General features: G+C 47.7%; 16 protein-coding genes. 11 read left to right on the top strand and 5 right to left on the bottom strand.

Going from position 1 to position 16,957, the window contains the following annotated elements; genetic code table 11:
- Nucleotides 1-223 precede the first annotated feature (223 nt).
- Entirely contained in the window at nucleotides 224-1,159 is a 936-nt protein-coding gene (locus V6C93_RS14965; RefSeq protein ID WP_333477464.1) for an alpha/beta hydrolase, read from the top strand.
- Nucleotides 1,160-1,306: 147 nt separating this feature from the next.
- The gene (locus tag V6C93_RS14970) at nucleotides 1,307-1,984 is read left to right on the top strand and encodes a hypothetical protein (RefSeq protein WP_333477465.1); all 678 of its coding nucleotides are present in this window, start codon (nucleotides 1,307-1,309) and stop codon (nucleotides 1,982-1,984) included.
- Here the strand turns inward: V6C93_RS14970 and V6C93_RS14975 are convergent.
- A complete protein-coding gene (locus tag V6C93_RS14975; RefSeq protein ID WP_333477466.1) occupies nucleotides 1,971-2,810 on the bottom strand; it encodes an SDR family oxidoreductase in 840 nt (279 codons plus the stop codon). The two genes, V6C93_RS14970 and V6C93_RS14975, sit on opposite strands and share 14 nt — an antisense overlap.
- A 163-nt stretch (nucleotides 2,811-2,973) precedes the next feature.
- The gene (locus V6C93_RS14980; RefSeq protein WP_333477467.1) at nucleotides 2,974-3,489 is read right to left on the bottom strand and encodes an N-acetyltransferase; all 516 of its coding nucleotides are present in this window, start codon (nucleotides 3,487-3,489) and stop codon (nucleotides 2,974-2,976) included.
- A gap of 393 nt (nucleotides 3,490-3,882) precedes the next feature.
- On the opposite strand from V6C93_RS14980, the gene V6C93_RS14985 reads away from it, so the two are divergent.
- Nucleotides 3,883-4,338, top strand: coding sequence for a DUF3531 family protein (locus V6C93_RS14985; RefSeq protein ID WP_333477468.1), 456 nt, complete (start codon nucleotides 3,883-3,885; stop codon nucleotides 4,336-4,338).
- An 87-nt stretch (nucleotides 4,339-4,425) separates the two neighbouring features.
- A complete protein-coding gene (locus V6C93_RS14990; protein WP_349262720.1) occupies nucleotides 4,426-4,860 on the top strand; it encodes an NUDIX hydrolase in 435 nt (144 codons plus the stop codon).
- 81 nt (nucleotides 4,861-4,941) lie between these two features.
- On the opposite strand, the gene V6C93_RS14995 is transcribed toward V6C93_RS14990, so the two are convergent.
- On the bottom strand, nucleotides 4,942-5,655 hold the full coding sequence (locus V6C93_RS14995) for a LuxR C-terminal-related transcriptional regulator (RefSeq protein ID WP_333477470.1): 714 nt from the start codon (nucleotides 5,653-5,655) through the stop codon (nucleotides 4,942-4,944).
- Nucleotides 5,656-5,767: 112 nt separating this feature from the next.
- Here V6C93_RS14995 and V6C93_RS15000 point away from each other — a divergent pair, with 112 nt between their 5' ends.
- Nucleotides 5,768-6,499 (top strand): DJ-1/PfpI family protein, encoded by a 732-nt coding sequence (locus V6C93_RS15000; protein WP_333477471.1) that lies wholly within the window; start codon nucleotides 5,768-5,770, stop codon nucleotides 6,497-6,499.
- Nucleotides 6,500-7,165: 666 nt separating this feature from the next.
- Here V6C93_RS15000 and V6C93_RS15005 read toward each other — a convergent pair.
- Together V6C93_RS15005 and V6C93_RS15010 are read right to left on the bottom strand one after the other, a co-directional pair.
- Nucleotides 7,166-8,158: a ribose-phosphate pyrophosphokinase gene (locus V6C93_RS15005; RefSeq protein WP_333477472.1), complete on the bottom strand. Its 993-nt coding sequence runs from the start codon at nucleotides 8,156-8,158 to the stop codon at nucleotides 7,166-7,168.
- Nucleotides 8,159-8,756: 598 nt separating this feature from the next.
- Nucleotides 8,757-8,936, bottom strand: a complete 180-nt coding sequence (locus V6C93_RS15010) for a hypothetical protein (RefSeq protein ID WP_333477473.1) — start codon at nucleotides 8,934-8,936, stop codon at nucleotides 8,757-8,759.
- Between the two features lie 637 nt (nucleotides 8,937-9,573).
- Between V6C93_RS15010 and V6C93_RS15015 the strand changes: the two genes are divergently transcribed.
- The 6 genes from V6C93_RS15015 to V6C93_RS15040 form a co-directional block, all read left to right on the top strand.
- Nucleotides 9,574-11,619, top strand: coding sequence for a serine/threonine-protein kinase (locus tag V6C93_RS15015; protein ID WP_333477474.1), 2,046 nt, complete (start codon nucleotides 9,574-9,576; stop codon nucleotides 11,617-11,619).
- A 140-nt stretch (nucleotides 11,620-11,759) separates the two neighbouring features.
- On the top strand, nucleotides 11,760-12,440 hold the full coding sequence (gene bioD / locus V6C93_RS15020; protein WP_333477475.1) for a dethiobiotin synthase: 681 nt from the start codon (nucleotides 11,760-11,762) through the stop codon (nucleotides 12,438-12,440).
- Nucleotides 12,441-12,505: 65 nt separating this feature from the next.
- Nucleotides 12,506-13,747: a M20 family metallopeptidase gene (locus tag V6C93_RS15025; RefSeq protein WP_333477476.1), complete on the top strand. Its 1,242-nt coding sequence runs from the start codon at nucleotides 12,506-12,508 to the stop codon at nucleotides 13,745-13,747.
- A gap of 300 nt (nucleotides 13,748-14,047) precedes the next feature.
- Nucleotides 14,048-14,677 carry a hypothetical protein gene (locus V6C93_RS15030; RefSeq protein WP_333477477.1) on the top strand — a complete coding sequence of 210 codons (630 nt, stop codon included), beginning with the start codon at nucleotides 14,048-14,050 and terminating at the stop codon, nucleotides 14,675-14,677.
- Nucleotides 14,678-14,909: 232 nt separating this feature from the next.
- Nucleotides 14,910-16,274 carry a leucine-rich repeat-containing protein kinase family protein gene (locus V6C93_RS15035; protein WP_333477478.1) on the top strand — a complete coding sequence of 455 codons (1,365 nt, stop codon included), beginning with the start codon at nucleotides 14,910-14,912 and terminating at the stop codon, nucleotides 16,272-16,274.
- A gap of 290 nt (nucleotides 16,275-16,564) precedes the next feature.
- On the top strand, nucleotides 16,565-16,957 hold a 393-nt coding region (locus tag V6C93_RS15040; protein WP_333477479.1), incomplete at its 3' end, for a peptidase U32 family protein.

The raw sequence follows: 16,957 nt of genomic DNA on the forward strand, positions 1-16,957 counted from the left end.
GAGAAACGTCAACAAGACCGTTTACTCCAACGTCTTTGTCATCGTGCTACACAACTCGGTTATCATCTTGCACTCACGCCTATTTCTCAACCCATTAGTTAAACTTATTTCCTTCGGAGACTTTCAAAACAGGTCTAATCAGAGTAAAACCTGCTTACCTGAGCCGCGTTGAGCTGGTTTTCCCTATAAACATGAAGCCGAATATTGACAAATAACTGTAATTATGTATTTAACAGAAGATTCTCTATCGCTGGTGTTGAGGCTCCTTTCTATTTGGGTTGGAGCGTTAGCGATCGCTTACCTTACGGCTTGCCTCTACCTCTTGCTCCGGCAACAGTACTTCATTTTTAAGCCTCCGACTATTATCCGAACCACACCCTCTGCCTTTAATCTGGAGTATCAGGATGTTTGGCTACCGATTTCAACAGTTTCAGGCCAGATTAGCCACATTCACGGCTGGTGGGTTCCTGCCACTACCTCAGAAGCACCCGTTTGGTTGTTTCTACATGGGAATGGTTCCACGATTGGCGATGAGGTGAAGCGACCGTTTTGGTTCCATCAGTTAGGATATTCCTGCTTCATGATTGACTACCGGGGATATGGTCGTAGTCAAGGAAAGTTTCCCACAGAGTCGAGTGTTTACGCCGATATAGAAGCCGCCTGGAAGTACTTAACTCAACAGCGGCAGATTCCGTCAGAGCGGATTTTTGTCTATGGTCATTCTTTAGGAGGAGCACTGGCGATCGAATTAGCATTAAAACACCCCGACATGGGTGGATTGTCTGTAGAAGGCTCATTCACGACTATGCGATCAATGGTCGATCATCTCTATCGTCAGTTCGGGATATTTCCGGTAGAGTTGCTATTGCACCAACGGTTTGACTCCTTGAATAAGGTGCGTAGGCGTAGCCAGCCGCAGGCATCGCTCTCCATGCCTGTTCTATTCATTCACGGTACTAGCGATCGACTGATTCCTGCCCACATGAGCGAAAGCCTATTTGAGGCGGCATCCGAGCCTAAAAAACTGCTTTTAGTACCAGAGGCAGGACATCACAATGTAGGTGAATTGGGGGGTGAACAATATTTCCAGGCGATTCAATGGGTAGTGCAACAATCTCAAGCTAGACACCCTGAGCGATCGCTCACAACCAAGAAATAAAAATTGTCTTTCTCCTTCTGCCCTCTGACTTGAAAGTGGGAGTCGGGAATGGGAAAACCACTTTCATGCATGGCTGTGAAATTTTTTCATTGGGACTGCCTTCTGCCTTATTTTCAGATTAAAGTTGTGCATTTAAAGCCAGTTTGTATGACAAGCAGCAATCAACTTCAGACCGCTTCCTTAGACCCAGCACTAGACCAAGCCATCGAGTTTTTAACCACCCCATCTGCAACACCCCCTGCGGCGGAGGCTGTAGTCGAAGCACTGCTCCAGGCAGAGAAGACGGCTAAACAGACTAAAGTGCGCCATACTTATCCTCAGTTGCTCGGCACTTGGCGATTAGGATTTATCACAGGGACAAAGCGAGCCTCCTCCATAGACGCTACTCTTCGAGAACGGCTTAGCCGAACGCCAACACGCAAAAAAGGGGGAGTTATCCTAGGAGCTGGACGATTTTTGCCGAAGTGGGTCAAGATTCATCTGTCCTACTCGCAATCAGAACCCGGTCAAGAGCAAGGAATCGTGCAAAATTCCGTTGACATCGGACTCCTCAAGTTGGTTCTCACAGGGCCTACCCAGTTCTGGTCAAAGACCAATATCCTAGCTTTCGACTTCACCCGCATGAGAGTGTCATTGTTTGGACTGAAGCTGTACGAAGGCTACATTCGCGGGGGGCGAGATCGGGAAGCCAGCTTCTACAAGCAAAGTCTGAAAGAACAGGCTTTTTTCACTTACTTCCTGGTGAAAAAACAATGCATTGCTGCTAGAGGTCGGGGAGGTGGCTTGGCTCTGTGGACAAAAGTCCATCAACTTAACCAAGACTAGAAAAAAGTGCCCTCCAGTCGATCGCTGATGGTCTTGCTCCCTGGTTCACCAGCTCAAACACTTTTCCTTCCGTAGCCGGGTTGTCAAGACATTCTACACAGGCTGATGCCACATCAATTCGGCTGGTCTCACCGATTAGAGTATCACCCGTACCCACGACGACTCCCAACTTTCCTCCTGTTTTTGCCTTCAGGAGAGTGTTTAAGTCATAGGATGTGTAGGGGCCATCGATCAGCCGCGCTGGGCGAATAATCGTGTAAGGTAGCCCGGAACGGATAATTGCTTCCTCTCCTTTGAGTTTGGCATCCAGTACGCCGAACGCATTGAGAATACTGAATGGGGGTTGATCTTTCCGCAAAATGCCGCAGGAGGATACAAAAATCAACCGCTTCAGGTCTTTTGGGGCTGTAGCCACCAGATTGATGACTCCTTGGGTATCCACTTGCTCAGGACTATTTTTAGCCTTTGCCTGACGGTACTGTGCGTCGAAGTAGATTTTGCTCCATTCGATAAGACTTCCAATTCCTGTGGCTTCGTCAGCGTTATCGAAATCCCATTTGATCGAAGGAAGGGCTGTGGTTCCGGTACAACAGATGATGTGAGTAACATTCTGCACAGCAGGGGGAAGAGTCGTTGGATGACGGATGTCGCCAACTGCAATCTCTACCCGATTATCAAACATGTTCTCAGCTTTTGCAGCGCTGCGAGTCAGAACGCGAACCGGAAAGCCCTTCTCCAGTAGTTTAGCCACCGTGAGCTGTCCGACGCCGCCCGTGGCACCCGCTACCAGCACTCGCTGTTGAGTTCTCGCTTCTTGTGAAGTCATGACGCCCCTTCTTCCTCTAATCTGGGTACTGCACTCAACAAGCAGGTTACATCAAACGCGATCGCCGTTGACTAACTTAGTTGCTGTTACACGATGAAATCTAATCTTTCCCCAAGGGAACCTTATAGACATTTCAAACTTTTTCGGAACGTGAAATCAGATTTCAAACTGCATCAAAGTAGGCGGGATAGCGCACGATACCACTAACGTCGCTCAACACACCGGGTTTAAGTTCTAGCACCATAAACGCCTCATCAGGAACTGAGAAAGGTGCTTCCACGCCGAATTGACTCGCTTTTTTGAAACCAAAGCGCGGATAATAGTCCGGATGACCAAGAACTACGACAATTTCATGACCTAACTCACGGCACTTGGATAAACCGACCTGCACCAATTGACGACCAATTCCTTCGCCTTGACGCTCAGGTATCACCGCTAACGGTGCCAGTGCTAGCGCCGGAATCATCCGCTCTCTGGTTTCGATAACGATAGGGCTAAACAGAATATGACCGAGTACTTTTCCATCTTCTGTCGCCACTATTGAGAGTTCAGGTATAAAATTTTGGGATTTGCGAATTACCTCTATGAGTTCGGCTTCAGTGATTTGACCAAACGCCGCTTTCACCACTTCGCGAATGCCTGTGATCTCATGAACTGTTTCACTAGCAAAAGATATCATAATCGTCTTATTAACATATACAGTTTGATTGATTTATTAAGCCTTATAACTTTTTTTTAATGCAGAAATACAGAGAATTTAAGATTAATAATCAAGTATTGAACTGCTTTAAGTCTAACAGTGCTATCGCTTCCATTTATTGGTGTATTTTCTGGCTGCCACCAATATTATAAGTTAAAGTTATATAGAGAAGGCGATCGCGTATCTATAATTCACATCGTTGTAGCTTCACCTCTCACAGTGGGTTGTTCAGAAACTTTGCCCCTCGAACTTAGCTTGAGAGAGGTGAGTCATTCTACTGGCGAGGCAGGAAGAGCGTATTTTTGATTAAGAGTCAAGATGCTTCCGGTGCTTTTCGATACAATGGTCGCGATCAAGTAAAGTGTTAAGGTCATGCACGTACAGTTCCGCGAGTTTAACCCCTTCGATTTGTGGATTTGGCTAGAGTTCAGCACCGTTCCCTCCCAAATGGAAAAGGAATATGTAGAAGAAGTTTTCAACTCCTGGTTTTTATTAGGCAAATTAGGAGGATTTGATGCAGAAAACCTTCAAGTTCAGGACGTTGGTTTGGATATCAGCTACATGGACTATGACGAGCAGATAGCAGACAACAGCATGATGGCGCTCATGCATAATAAGAGTGAGTTTGAATATGAAGGCACTTGGGGACGTTGCTGGTTTGACTTGGGAACGAGTGATGCACTCGCGATCGATGTCTTGATCAACGCGCTTAAGCAACTTGCTAAGGAATATGTTGTGATTGAACGCTTGGTGATTGGTGGTGAAAATGAAGATTGGTCTGTAGGCAGTGATCGTCACTCCCTGTTCTATGAGGCTCAGCAAAACTAAAATATACTCTCAATCGTAGGGTGCGTCACGATGCACCCTAATGTTAGGTTCATGACAAGCACAGGTCTATCAGCGCTCTCCCTAAAAATGCACAAGTCTAATAAAATTCGCTTCCTGGTACTGGGTTTAATTCGGGATGGAAATCGCACTCTTCTTGCAAAAGGTTATGACCCTGTCAAGCAACAAACTTTTTATCGGGCGCTAGGAGGTGGGGTTGACTTTGGCGAAACTAGCTATGATGCCTTAAAAAGAGAATTCCAAGAAGAACTCCAGGCAGAATTAACCAATATTAAATACCTAGGCTGCCTCGAAAATTTGTTTACCTACAATGGTCAACCAGGCCACGAAATTGTTCAACTGTATCAGTGTGACTTTGCTGACCCAAAATTTTACCAACTCGAACAACTGGAAGTTATTGAAGCAGAGGATAAACACCTAGCTTTTTGGCTGGATATCGAAGACTGCAAATCCGGTAAGTTGCGTATAGTCCCTGAGCAATTTTTGGAGTATTTGATTGATTGAGTTGCCGCTAGACTTATAGTCTAACTAACAACCCTAGTTTCGCACTATAGAAATCGTCTACATTACCCCATTCAGATTTATCTACCCCTCACGGTTAAACGAGTAAATTTTTGTACTTGTGGAAAGTTGTACAACCATCTCGGTACGAGACGAAACCTCAAGCTTGCGAAACATTCGTTTCAGAGCTTGCTTCACAGAATTTTCAGTAATCCAAAGTTGAGTGCCAATTTCTGCGTTCGTTCGCCCTAACGCCACCAATTCTGCAATTTGCAACTCACGAGGTGTTAAGCGCTCAGTTCTGAAGGGGTGTTGCTGCAATGTTCGTTCGGCAGCACTTCCTGAACGCACAGTGGCAGCCCAAACCGATAAGTGCAAACAAATGGCACTTAAATCAGCGAGATTGTGTGTCTCAAAGGCAGGCATTGACTTTTCACGAGTGCAGCCTACGACCCCCACTAATTGATTACGATCAATAATCGGTCCTACCATCACATGCCAATGATCCGGGCGAGGACAGATGAGTTTCCAAGCTTTTGGCGATGTGACTAAGGCTTCGTGGACAGGCGCATGATGTTCTACTAAGTAACGCGCTACAGGGTTATGTTCGATCGAGAGTGCAATGTTCAGAATGTTCTGAAGCTGGCGATCGGCTAGAGGAAGTTGATCAAAGAAAAAGATTCCCCGCCGTGTCGCATCAAAATGCTCACCAATTTGGGGCACGATGTGCGATCGCAGAACTTGTTCACTCTCGACTTGGTTGATGGCTTCCAACAGAAGCTTCAAGGGACTATTCATAGTTGGAGTTGCCGAAAGTGTACTCGATCGAGGTCTAGGCGTAACTCAGCCGTATTTCTAGCATAGATGCTATGCCCATTACTGCAAAGGGTTCCTATTCAGGAGAAAGAAAATGGCTGAAGTTTTAGATCACTTGCAAATCGGTATTTTTGTAGATCCAAACTGCTTTGTTCCCGATATCATCGGTGTCTACACAGCATTTTGCGATGCTCCAAATTGCGACATTCATTTCATTTGGAAGCACACAGACCCTTGGAGCAATCAAGCTCGGACTGCCGGAGTTCTACACCCGTTTCCGATACACGCCACGATGACCTTTGCCGACTGCCCGCAAAATCTCGATGTTTTGTGTGTGGGAGCCTCAACAATAGCCGACATCTTGAACGATGAAGAGTCGCTAGCATTTCTTAGTGACCGAGGCAGTCGCGCCAAATACATCATTGGCATCTGCACGGGTAGCTTGACGCTTGCTGCTGCGGGTTTACTGACTGGCTACCGAGCGACGACGAACTTCCAAGCAATCGAGGCTCTTGCCCCCTTCGGCGCAATTCCAGTAGCAGGAGGTCATGTGGTCGTTGATCGCAACCGCTTCACAGCAGGTCCGGTCGCTGGGTCATTTGATGCGGGGCTGATGGTACTCGCACAGCTACGAGGCGAAGAGGCGGCGAAGGAAGCGGAACTCGCAATGGAGTATGCACCCCATCCCCCATTTGGCACGGGTAGCCCAGAACTAGCAGGTTCTGAACTCACGCAAAAACTGATGCAACGGTACGAACCGTTCTCGAATACATTTCGCGAAGCGGTTGACAAAGCAGTAAAACGGCTCCTGGTCGCGAAGACCTGAACTTTTCATCGGTTGCTTGATCAATAAGCTGCTACGCAGCTAATTTGCATAAAATGGCAACTGGTTGGCGTTGTCAATATCCACCACATTAGATTTGGTAAAAAAATAGTGATGCCTACCCGCATCACGTATCTACGACCTGGGATAACCAGGAGTAGTAGTAGCGGCGACACCCGCCCCAGTTGTCTAACTTTAGTCCAGGGGTCAGCCACCTGTACAACAGGTTCTTCTTCTGAAGATAGATCAACCCTGAGTTTTGGTTAGAAGCCCGCCCCCTTCTAGGATACCGCTGGCGAATTTAATATTTGGAAATATTGGCGACGAGACAAAGGTTTTTCCAGCCCCCCTAACCCCCCAATTCAGGGGGGAACAAGATTTCAAAGTCCCCCAACGTTGGGGGATGCGAGGGGGCTTTCAGGCGTTTCACAACATTACAAAATATTTCGCCAGCGGTATCAAAATTGGGGACGGGAGTGTCACTAATTCAACTGTGAGCAGTTACGCAGTGAACAGTTGGTTACTACTCAATGAAAGGTGGGAGCAAGAATCCCCACCTAAGAGAGATGGTACGTTGTCGCGCTAAGAGTACGCCCCCTGTGCTAACAGTTGGGGTTCAATCCCCATGCTTAACCTGATCACTGCTTGAAGCCGGCCACTCTGGAAGTATTAGCGAAACATACTACTGACAGAGCTGTCTTCATGAATACGCCAGATCGTTTCGCCCAACAAGTTAGCGACTGAAAGCACTGTGAGTTGTTTAAAGCGATTCTCTTCCGGAACGGGAATTGTATTCGTCACAATGATTTCTTCAAATATCCCACTCGAAAGGCGATCGATCGCTGGAGACGAAAAAACAGCATGGGTGGCGCAGGCGTAGACTTGACGCGCACCTTCTTTACGCAGTATCTTTGCCCCTTCGCAAATGGTTCCAGCGGTATCAATCATATCGTCTACCAGAACCGCCGTTTTGCCTTTGACATCCCCGATCACGTTCATCACTTCTGCCACATTATGCGCTTGCCTGCGCTTGTCGATAATTGCCAGGGGCGCATCATTTAGCTTTTTAGCAAATGCCCTCGCTCTAGCCACACCACCCACATCAGGTGAAACAACAACAATGTCAGAGAGTTGCTTACTGGTTAGGTAGTCTAGCAATACGGGTGAGCCGTAGACATGGTCAAAGGGAATGTCAAAGTAGCCTTGGATTTGGGCGGAGTGCAAATCCATTGCTAAAACCCGACTTGCACCCGCCTCGGTAATCAAGTTAGCAACCAGCTTTGCCGTAATCGACTCGCGTCCAGCCGTTTTGCGGTCTGCTCTGGCATAACCATAGTAGGGAATTACGGCAGTAATTTGCCGCGCTGATGCCCGACGGCAGGCATCAACCATAATCAGCAATTCCATCAGGTGAGCGTTTACCGGTTGGCAAGTTGGCTGAATCAGGTAAACGTCACAACCCCGAATGGATTCCTGAATTTGAATATATATCTCTCCATCTGCAAATTGTTTGCGAACCATCGGCCCCAAGTCCATTCCCAAATAGCGAGCCACTTCTTGAGCGAGTGGAACATTCGCAGAACCCGAAAACAGTCTTAGACGATTATTGTCCGCAATTGGCGGCAGCATGGGCTGAAGCGTTAAAGTTGCAGAACGGCTCACAGCAAACCCTCGAAGCTCATTTCACCGCAATCTTATCATTCCCAGTTATAAACGTTTCTAATAATTTTTAGAAAAGTCACACGCCTGGGAACCAGAAGAAATCCTATAGATAGATGAAAGTTAATTAATCAGCACAAAGAAATAAACTTAATTATTTCTACAGAAATAATTAAGAAGTTTGAAAGCGGAGGAGGTAAGCTTTTGCGTCAGGCATCTCCTACAGACCAAAGCCCAGTATAAATCGACTTGGATGCATCCTATAGCTCCCACACAAAGACTGTTTGAGCCTTCGTTTACGTCCTCTTGGACTCAAACCAACAAACAGTTCTTAGTTGGGGAGTTGGAGAGTTGAAGGGAAATAGTTAAGTATCCCCAGAAAATTCAGTTCTCCAAGTAATTTAGACATACAAAAATAAGCCGACTGAAAGTCGGAGATAGAATACTCAAAGGTAATTAATTGTGAGGTTTAGGTTGGTCAAGAAACGGCTTATCGCTACCTAACCTCAGCTTTTCTAGACGTGAGTCACAAAGTAATCTTCAGACACACCGAACGAGTGTAGTAAATGAGAAAAGCTTTAGGCAGCTTTACAGTTTATCACTACATTTCAAATTTGGGTAGCTCTATCACAGCTGACAGGATAATAGTCATACGCTGACGCGTGTCGGGGTTTAAGTGAGCCCAAGGATACAGCCCTGCCATGCGATCGCTGTCTTGAGGTGGTGGCGTGAAGCAGATCACAGCCGAGTGAGTATTAGTGATAGTGTTAACGGACTGCAACAGAGAACCAGAAGAACCGCTTAGCCTACCCAGGCGCGATCGCTCCAGCAGCTAGCGGGACATCACGCGGTGCTGTGACTCACTCCGCAGTACCTAGAGCCAAGGGCAGGACATAGCCCAGTCCGGAGGTGAGATAGAAATAGAAAAGAGATTTTCAGGCTTTTGTGTCAGCTTGGCTCACGGGCGTCTAGATAAAAATTGTTAGACTTTAACGTTGTTAAAGAAACTAGAATGATCCTCACCCCAAACACGATAAAAACAACCTATACTATTCAAGCCAACTTTAATTGAATAAATGCTTGGGAACTTATAATCAGTCTTTTGGCTTCAGATTTTACTAATCAGTCTTTTGGCTTCAGATTTTACTCAATGATTTAAAAATATAAACCCTCATTTAAAGCAATATGCCTTGATTATGGTAAAAGTAACCAAACAAGCACAAGCAAAAATTTCAAGTATCTTTATTATCTTTTAACAGCAGGATTTCCAAAATTTTCTTATAAATATCCTACTGGCGAGTTGGTTTCATTCACGGTACCCTAAGGAAGTGAAGACGGCTAGCTGCTGTCCGGAAGGGAAAATCAACCTGCCGTTAGGCGTCCTTTCTCTTTTCTCGTAAAAACTGGTAGACACGCTCATGGAACCACCGATTCCCTCTGGAACTATTCTGCAAAATCGCTACCACTTGCTCAGTGTTCTGGGTCAAGGCGGGTTTGGTCGGACTTACCTGGCAGAAGATCAAGGGCGCTTTAATGAACGTTGTGCCCTCAAGGAATTGATTCCTCCTGAGACAGGATCTTATGAACTCGAGAAGTCCAGGGAACTGTTCCAAAGAGAGGCAGAATCGCTCTATAAACTGAACCACCCACAAGTCCCCCAGTTCCGCGCCAACTTTGAGCAGGATGGACGGCTGTTTTTGGTGCAGGACTATGTCGAGGGCAAAACTTATCGGGAACTGCTCAACGATCGCAAAGCTCAGACTTATATTCAAAGTACCAATCCGAATGAGGGCAGACCAGAACCCAGCGCTGGAATTTTTTCAGAAACCGAGATACGGCAGCTATTGCTTCAGTTATTGCCGGTATTAGACCACATCCACAGTAAAAACATTATTCACCGAGATATTACACCCGACAATATTATTCGGCGTAGCTCGGATGGTCTGCCCGTATTGATTGACTTCGGCGTGGTTAAGGAATTGGCGACCCGTATTTTTACCTCCGTCGCCTCCGCACCGATTACAACCGTGGGCAAAGTCGGTTATGCACCCAGTGAACAAATCCAGACGGGTCGAGCTTATCCGAGTAGTGACCTGTATTCTTTAGCCGCTTCAGCGGTAGTTCTGCTAACAGGCAAGGAGCCACAAGCCCTTTTTGATGACAATCAGCTAACTTGGAACTGGCGGCGGTGGGCCAATGTGAGTGATGCCTTAGCCAGCGTTTTGAACCGGATGCTTAGTTATAGACCGGGCGATCGCTACCAGTCGGCGATGGAAGTTATGCAAGCACTCCAATCCCCCAGTGCAACCCCGCAATCGCCCGTCACTCCACCATCCCCTCAACGACCCGATCCCAACCTCTCCCAAGTTGCCACAATGGCAGTGGGACGCCCACCCGAAGAGGGTGGGGGTGTCAGGACGCCACAGCGAGGCATTCCGTCCATTCCTGATCCCAACGAGAGAACAATCTGGGATAATCCCGTAGCCGTCCTTGGGATTGGCGCAGCACTCGCGTTGCTAGCTGGGCTTGGTTCTTGGGCGCTTTTCAGTTCCCTCAGGAAGGCAGAAGACCCTCAGGCGTCTGTAACGCCTACGGAACCGATTGGCGAGGTTACACCAACTCCCCTGGTGATAGAAACATTACCACCGACACCCATTGAAACACTGTCGCCGTTACCCACAACAACAATTCCCACAACAACCCCAACAACAATCCCAACCCCAAGGCCGACGTCCTATAGTCAAAGTCTGAGCCTGCCCGTCGGTCGAACGAGTACGAAATCCGGGAATCTCAAGTCCAATACAACTGTTAACTACATTATCCAGGGTGAACAGAACCAAAGACTGACAGCGACGATTCCCGATGAGGGAGTATTGATGACCCTACTCGGCCCAGATGGAAAACCACTCAACCGAGCCACACGGGTGCAACGCTGGGGAGGAAGGCTCCCCTATACAGGGAAGTACACGATTCAACTAAGACCAGTCCAGGGTCTGCCCAATAGCGATTACACGCTAGTTATGAGTTTAGAAGGGACAAAACCGTCACCCTCCCCTTCAACCTCCCCCTCGCCCTCCCCCTCACCTAAATACGATCAAGAAAAAGTTAGCTTGGCAGCGGGGAAAAGCGTGGAACGTAGCGGTAAAACTAGCCCACAACTCATTAAGCGTTATCTGGTGACCGTTCCAGAAGGTCAGCAGCTAACGGTGAAGCCTGTGGTCAGCGATGTGAATATCAATGTCCAGACCCCCAATGGGGCAGTTCAGAAAGATGCCGCCGGCGTCAAATTTGTGCTTCCTGGTCAGTATAAAGTTGATGTGATTACCGCCAATGAAGCAGACTTTAAGTTAAATATTAGTCTTCAGAATGCGCCTGTGAACAGCACTCCGGACACTACTCCAACTAGCACTCCGAGTACCACTCCAACTAGCACTCCGAGTACTACTCCGAACAGCCAACCATGATTGAGGCCACATCCCCCCTAAAGATTTGGCGAGTGGATGTGGTCAATCCAAAATCCAGTTTGTGTAGGGTGGGTTAGGCGGTAGCCGTAACCCACCAAAGTGTTGAACTCTGGTGCTACTACCTCTAACTGCAACTTGGTATGAACGTACTCTTGATTACTGGCACCGATACGGGAACGGGCAAAACAATTTTGACCTGTGCCCTAGCGGCTTATTGGCAGACTTACCGCCCTCAAGAGAGTTTGGGGATTTTCAAACCGATTCAAACGGGGGTAGGGGATTGTGAGTTATACCAACAGCTGTTTGACCTTAACCAAACCCCAGAAGAAATCACACCCTTGCGCTTCCAGACGCCCGTAGCACCACCCGTGGCAGCGGAACGGGAAGGACGCATTGTTGACCTGAGCTTAGTTTGGCAGGGGTTTAATCATCTGCGACAGCAACGTCAATGGGTGCTGGTGGAAGCTCTCGGAGGGCTGGGTTCACCCATCACGAACGAACTCACAGTGGCTGATTTAGCAAGGGATTGGCGATTGCCTGTGGTATTGGTAGTGTCGGTGAGACTGGGTGCGATCGCACAAACAGTGGCTAATGTTGCCCTAGCCGGCTCTTGTGGTGTTCAGCTCAAAGGCATCGTTCTCAATTGTGTGCAGCCCTGTTCACAAGAGGATATGGCGAACTGGGCACCTATTGACTTGATTGAGTCTCTTACAAATGTCCCCGTCTTGGGCGTCCTTCCTTATTTGGCTGATACTACAGACGTCTCTAAACTGGCTCAAGTGGCTTCAGATTTAGACTTGGAATTGTTAATCCCAAGATAGAATTCCATTCAATATTTTTCAAAGTAGAATATTACCCTTAAGGTTAATATAAAGCGCTGCAAAAAATGGTTTCTACCTTCCCCCATACTCATTCAGTTGATGTATCTCAGATTAGACTCGCGATTCGAGCGTTGCAACCTCAACTTGTAGAATGGCGCAGACATCTGCATCAGCGCCCAGAACTGGGTTTTAAAGAACAACTGACGGCTAATTTTGTGGCGCAAAAATTGCAGGAATGGGGATTTGAGCAGACCCTTGATACCTCGGTACCGCTTCGCTATCAAAGGGGTATTGCGAAGACTGGAATTGTTGCCACAATTTCAAGTAACCGTCCTGGGCCTGTACTCGGTATTCGGGCAGATATGGACGCCCTACCGATTCAAGAAGAAAATGAGGTACCCTACCGATCGCAGCATGACGGCATTATGCACGCTTGTGGTCATGATGGACATACTGCGATCGCACTTGGCACGGCATACTATCTGGCTCATCACCGTGAAGACTTCGCCGGTACAGTAAAAATCATCTTCCAACCGGCAGAGGAAGGGCCAGGAGGGGCAAAACCAATGATAGAAGAAGGTGTCTTAAAAAATCCGGATGTTGAAGCTATTATGGGTCTCCATCTGTGGAACAACCTCCCCCTCGGTACAGTGGGTGTGCGTACAGGTGCATTAATGGCAGCGGTAGAGGTCTTTCAATGCACTATTTTCGGGAAAGGGGGACATGGTGCGATGCCCCACCAAACCGTTGACTCAATCGTCGTCAGCGCCCAAATTGTCAATGCGTTGCAAACCATCGTCGCTCGTAATGTTGACCCCATTGATTCAGCAGTGGTTACAGTGGGTGAATTCCATGCAGGCACGGCACACAATGTGATAGCAGATACCGCAAGAATGAGTGGTACAGTACGATATTTCAACCCCAAATTAGAAGGATATGTAGAAAAAAGAATTGAACAAATTATTGGTGGTATTTGCCAGAGTCATGGTGCCCGTTACGAGTTGGAATATTTGCAGCTTTATCCGCCCGTAATCAATGATGCTAAGATAGCTGACCTTGTGCGTTCAGTAGCCTTGGAGGTTGTGGAAACTCCAGCAGGGATTGTTCCAGAATGCCAAACAATGGGGGGTGAAGATATGGCATTTTTCCTGCAACAAGTCCCAGGCTGTTATTTCTTCCTAGGGTCGGCTAACCCGAGTAAAGATTTAGCATATCCCCATCATCATCCCCGATTTGACTTTGATGAAACAGCTTTAGGCATGGGGGCTGAAATATTTGTTCGCTGCGTAGAAAAGTTTTGCGGCTAACTCTGTTGGATACCCCTTGAGATAGGCAAAATTACTCCATCGCCTCTACTTGACGAAGCCAGTCCTCCTGAGAGGTTCTCCCTGTGTTCAAGGTAGGCGATCGCATGTATCACTCATCACCGAATAGTAGTAGTCTAGTGTGACATAAGTCTTCCCAGAGACAGAGCAGCTTCCTCTTTCTACTGATAGAAGAATTGCTTTGACTTCCGCTCTACCTTTAAAGGCACGGAGTGATTGTTAAGTAATGAATAACTCCTAGCGGATTAGGGATTAGGAAGTACGGGAAGGGAGTAGTAGGCTATGTCATACGTAAATCGACCGGGAGACAATTTGATAACTGAACCTCCCGTCGTTAATCAAGTAGTCGAGTACCATGACCGTGTAAGATGGGGCCCGATTATTTCAGGTCTGATGGTTGCCTTGGCGACTCAGCTGGTTTTGAGTGCTCTGGGTGCTGCGATTGGTTCGACTTTCCTGGCAGGCTCAGGGGCTCCTAGATCCAATGCACCGGGCGTTGGCACCAGTGTAGGGATTTGGTCAATCATCAGTTTGCTAATTTCTTTATTCCTGGGAAGTTGGGTGGCAGCCCGTGCTAGTGGGCCAATGAACCGCAATACAGCTCTTTTAAATGGTGCAATTCTCTGGGCAACAACTCTAGCCCTCAGTTCTTGGCTATTGGCTAATGGAGTTGCCGGGGCTTTTGGTATTGCTGCATCCAATGCGGGGGAAGTTCTCAATCAGGTTCAGCAGGGTGGCGTCAATGTACCTGACAATGCGCCCAACGTAACGGCTCAGCAAACTCGTGATATTGCTGGTAGTGCTGCTAAAGGATTGTGGTCATTTGTTGTAGGCTCGTTACTGGGTTTAGCTGCATCGCTGGGAGGAGCCTCAGCGGGAACCCGGAGTCCTCGCGTCTATCGAGAAAGATAATTTCTTCTAGTTGATTGTTACCTCCTTTTAAAGCGTCTTGACAAAGGCGCTTTTTTGTGTAGCAAGTAGTAGGAAGTGGGCGATCGCACGTTTGCACTATGTCTTGGGTGAACTTTTCTACCGCTATCAACAATTTTTAAACGGGGAGTCTCTAAGCTGTTGAGTGGGCTTTAAGTCCAATACGGGCTAAGGTAGTTTCACGAGACTAGCCAAGGAGCGAATTTCTCATCAAATGGAAACCCTAAACTTGCTTCGCTCATTCCAGTTAGCGGGAAGCAAACAACTCAAGATATCCTGCTCCCTGACTGAATTTCCATCAGAGATTTTGGCTTTGGCAGATTCCTTAGAAATCTTGGATCTATCGAATAACCATTTAAGGGCTTTACCCGACGAATTTGAACGGTTGAAGCACCTCAAAATTGTTTTCTTGACCAATAATGATTTTGAAGAAATTCCAGAGGTTCTTTCGCAGTGCCTTGGGCTCAAGATGGTGAGTTTTAAATCCAACCAGGTTGCGACTGTTGGCGAACACGCCCTACCACCTTCGATCCGCTGGCTGATTCTCACGAACAACAAAATTGAGAAGCTACCCACTTCCTTTGGCAGCCTGAGCCATTTGCAAAAGCTGATGCTGGCTGGCAACCGGCTCCAGTCACTTCCAGAGGAGATGGCTTCTTGCGAGAATTTGGAACTCATACGGCTTTCGGCGAATCAGCTACAGCAGCTGCCCCCTTGGTTGTTCACCCTGCCTCGCCTGTCTTGGCTGGCTTATGCGGGCAACCCCTTGTGTAATGCTGACGCTACTCATAAGCCAGTGCTACCAGACATTGATTGGGCTGAGCTGAGGCTGGGGGAAATTCTTGGGCAAGGTGCTTCTGGGGTGATTTATCAGGGGCTTTGGACGACCAAGCTTGCCCAACAAGAGGTAGCGATCAAGATATTCAAGGGTGAGATTACCAGTGACGGGTTGCCTACTGATGAAATGGCGGCAAGTCTGGCGGCTGGGTGTCATGGCAATCTTGTTAACGTGCTAGGCAAGCTCAGCAACGAACCGGAAGAGAAACAAGGGCTTGTGTTTTCGTTCATTCCCCCTGATTACAAAAACTTAGGGCAGCCGCCAGACTTTGACACCTGCACAAGAGATACTTACAGTGCAAACGCCTCGTTCTCTTTGCCTGTTATTTTAAGGCTGACGATTGGCATTGCCTCTGCTGCCGCACACCTTCATGCCGAAGGTATTATGCATGGCGATCTCTATGCTCACAATATTCTGGTTGATGAAACGGGTCATAGTTTGCTGGGAGACTTTGGAGCCGCCTCTTTTTACGACCCGAGTGATGTGGTGATGGGGCAAGCGCTAGAACGGTTAGAGGTAAGGGCTTTTGGGTGCTTACTTGAGGATATGTTAGACCGTTGCACGCTCCAGGAGGAGTCTGAACACTCTAAAGCGGTGGAGAGTCTTCGTTGCTTACAGCAAGACTGTCTCAAGCAAGTTTTATTACAACGTCCTCGGTTTACAGAAATCTGTGAGCGTTTGACTAGCCTTTTTCGACAGGTTTATGGCACAGCCAAACCATTTGACATTCAAGGAGAGTAGGGAATAGGGAATAGGGACTCAGAAACCCACAACTCTCCGTCCTCTTTCCTCCTCACTCTCATCTCCGGATTCCCACTCCCCTCCCTACTCACCAAACCGAAGGTTTTTGTGACTAATTAGTTGCTCTTGTATGGCAACATTAAGCAGGAGTATTCTCAATAAACTCAACTGGCACACCGCCCCTTAGACGGTTCACCTCAGCGATCGCGTACCGCCAAAAACCAGCAACGATATCATGGCAAAGGAACCCCTAACCAAAGGTTAGTGCCATCTAATCGATTCCAAGCCCGATGAACGCCGATCGCCTTCCAACCCCCAAATCCACTTCACCGACCTTCCAACGACCAGAACTGCTTGCTCCGGCAGGTCATTGGGACTGTGCCAAAGCCGCTGTCGAAAATGGTGCCGATGCCATCTATTTCGGGTTGGATCGGTTTAATGCACGGATGCGAGCGCAAAACATTACGGAATCGGAGTTACCCCGATTGATGGCATTTCTGCACCAGCGGGGGGTGAAGGGCTACGTCACTCTCAATACACTGGTTTTTCCCAGAGAACTATTAGAGGCAGAACAGTATCTCCGCACCATTATTGCAGCGGGTGTGGATGCGGTAATTGTTCAAGATGTAGGGATTTGCCGCCTGATTCGCCATCTCTCACCTGATTTTCCCATCCATGCCTCT

This window comes from Allocoleopsis sp., from assembly GCF_036703385.1.
In the GTDB taxonomy this organism is placed as follows: domain Bacteria; phylum Cyanobacteriota; class Cyanobacteriia; order Cyanobacteriales; family Coleofasciculaceae; genus Allocoleopsis.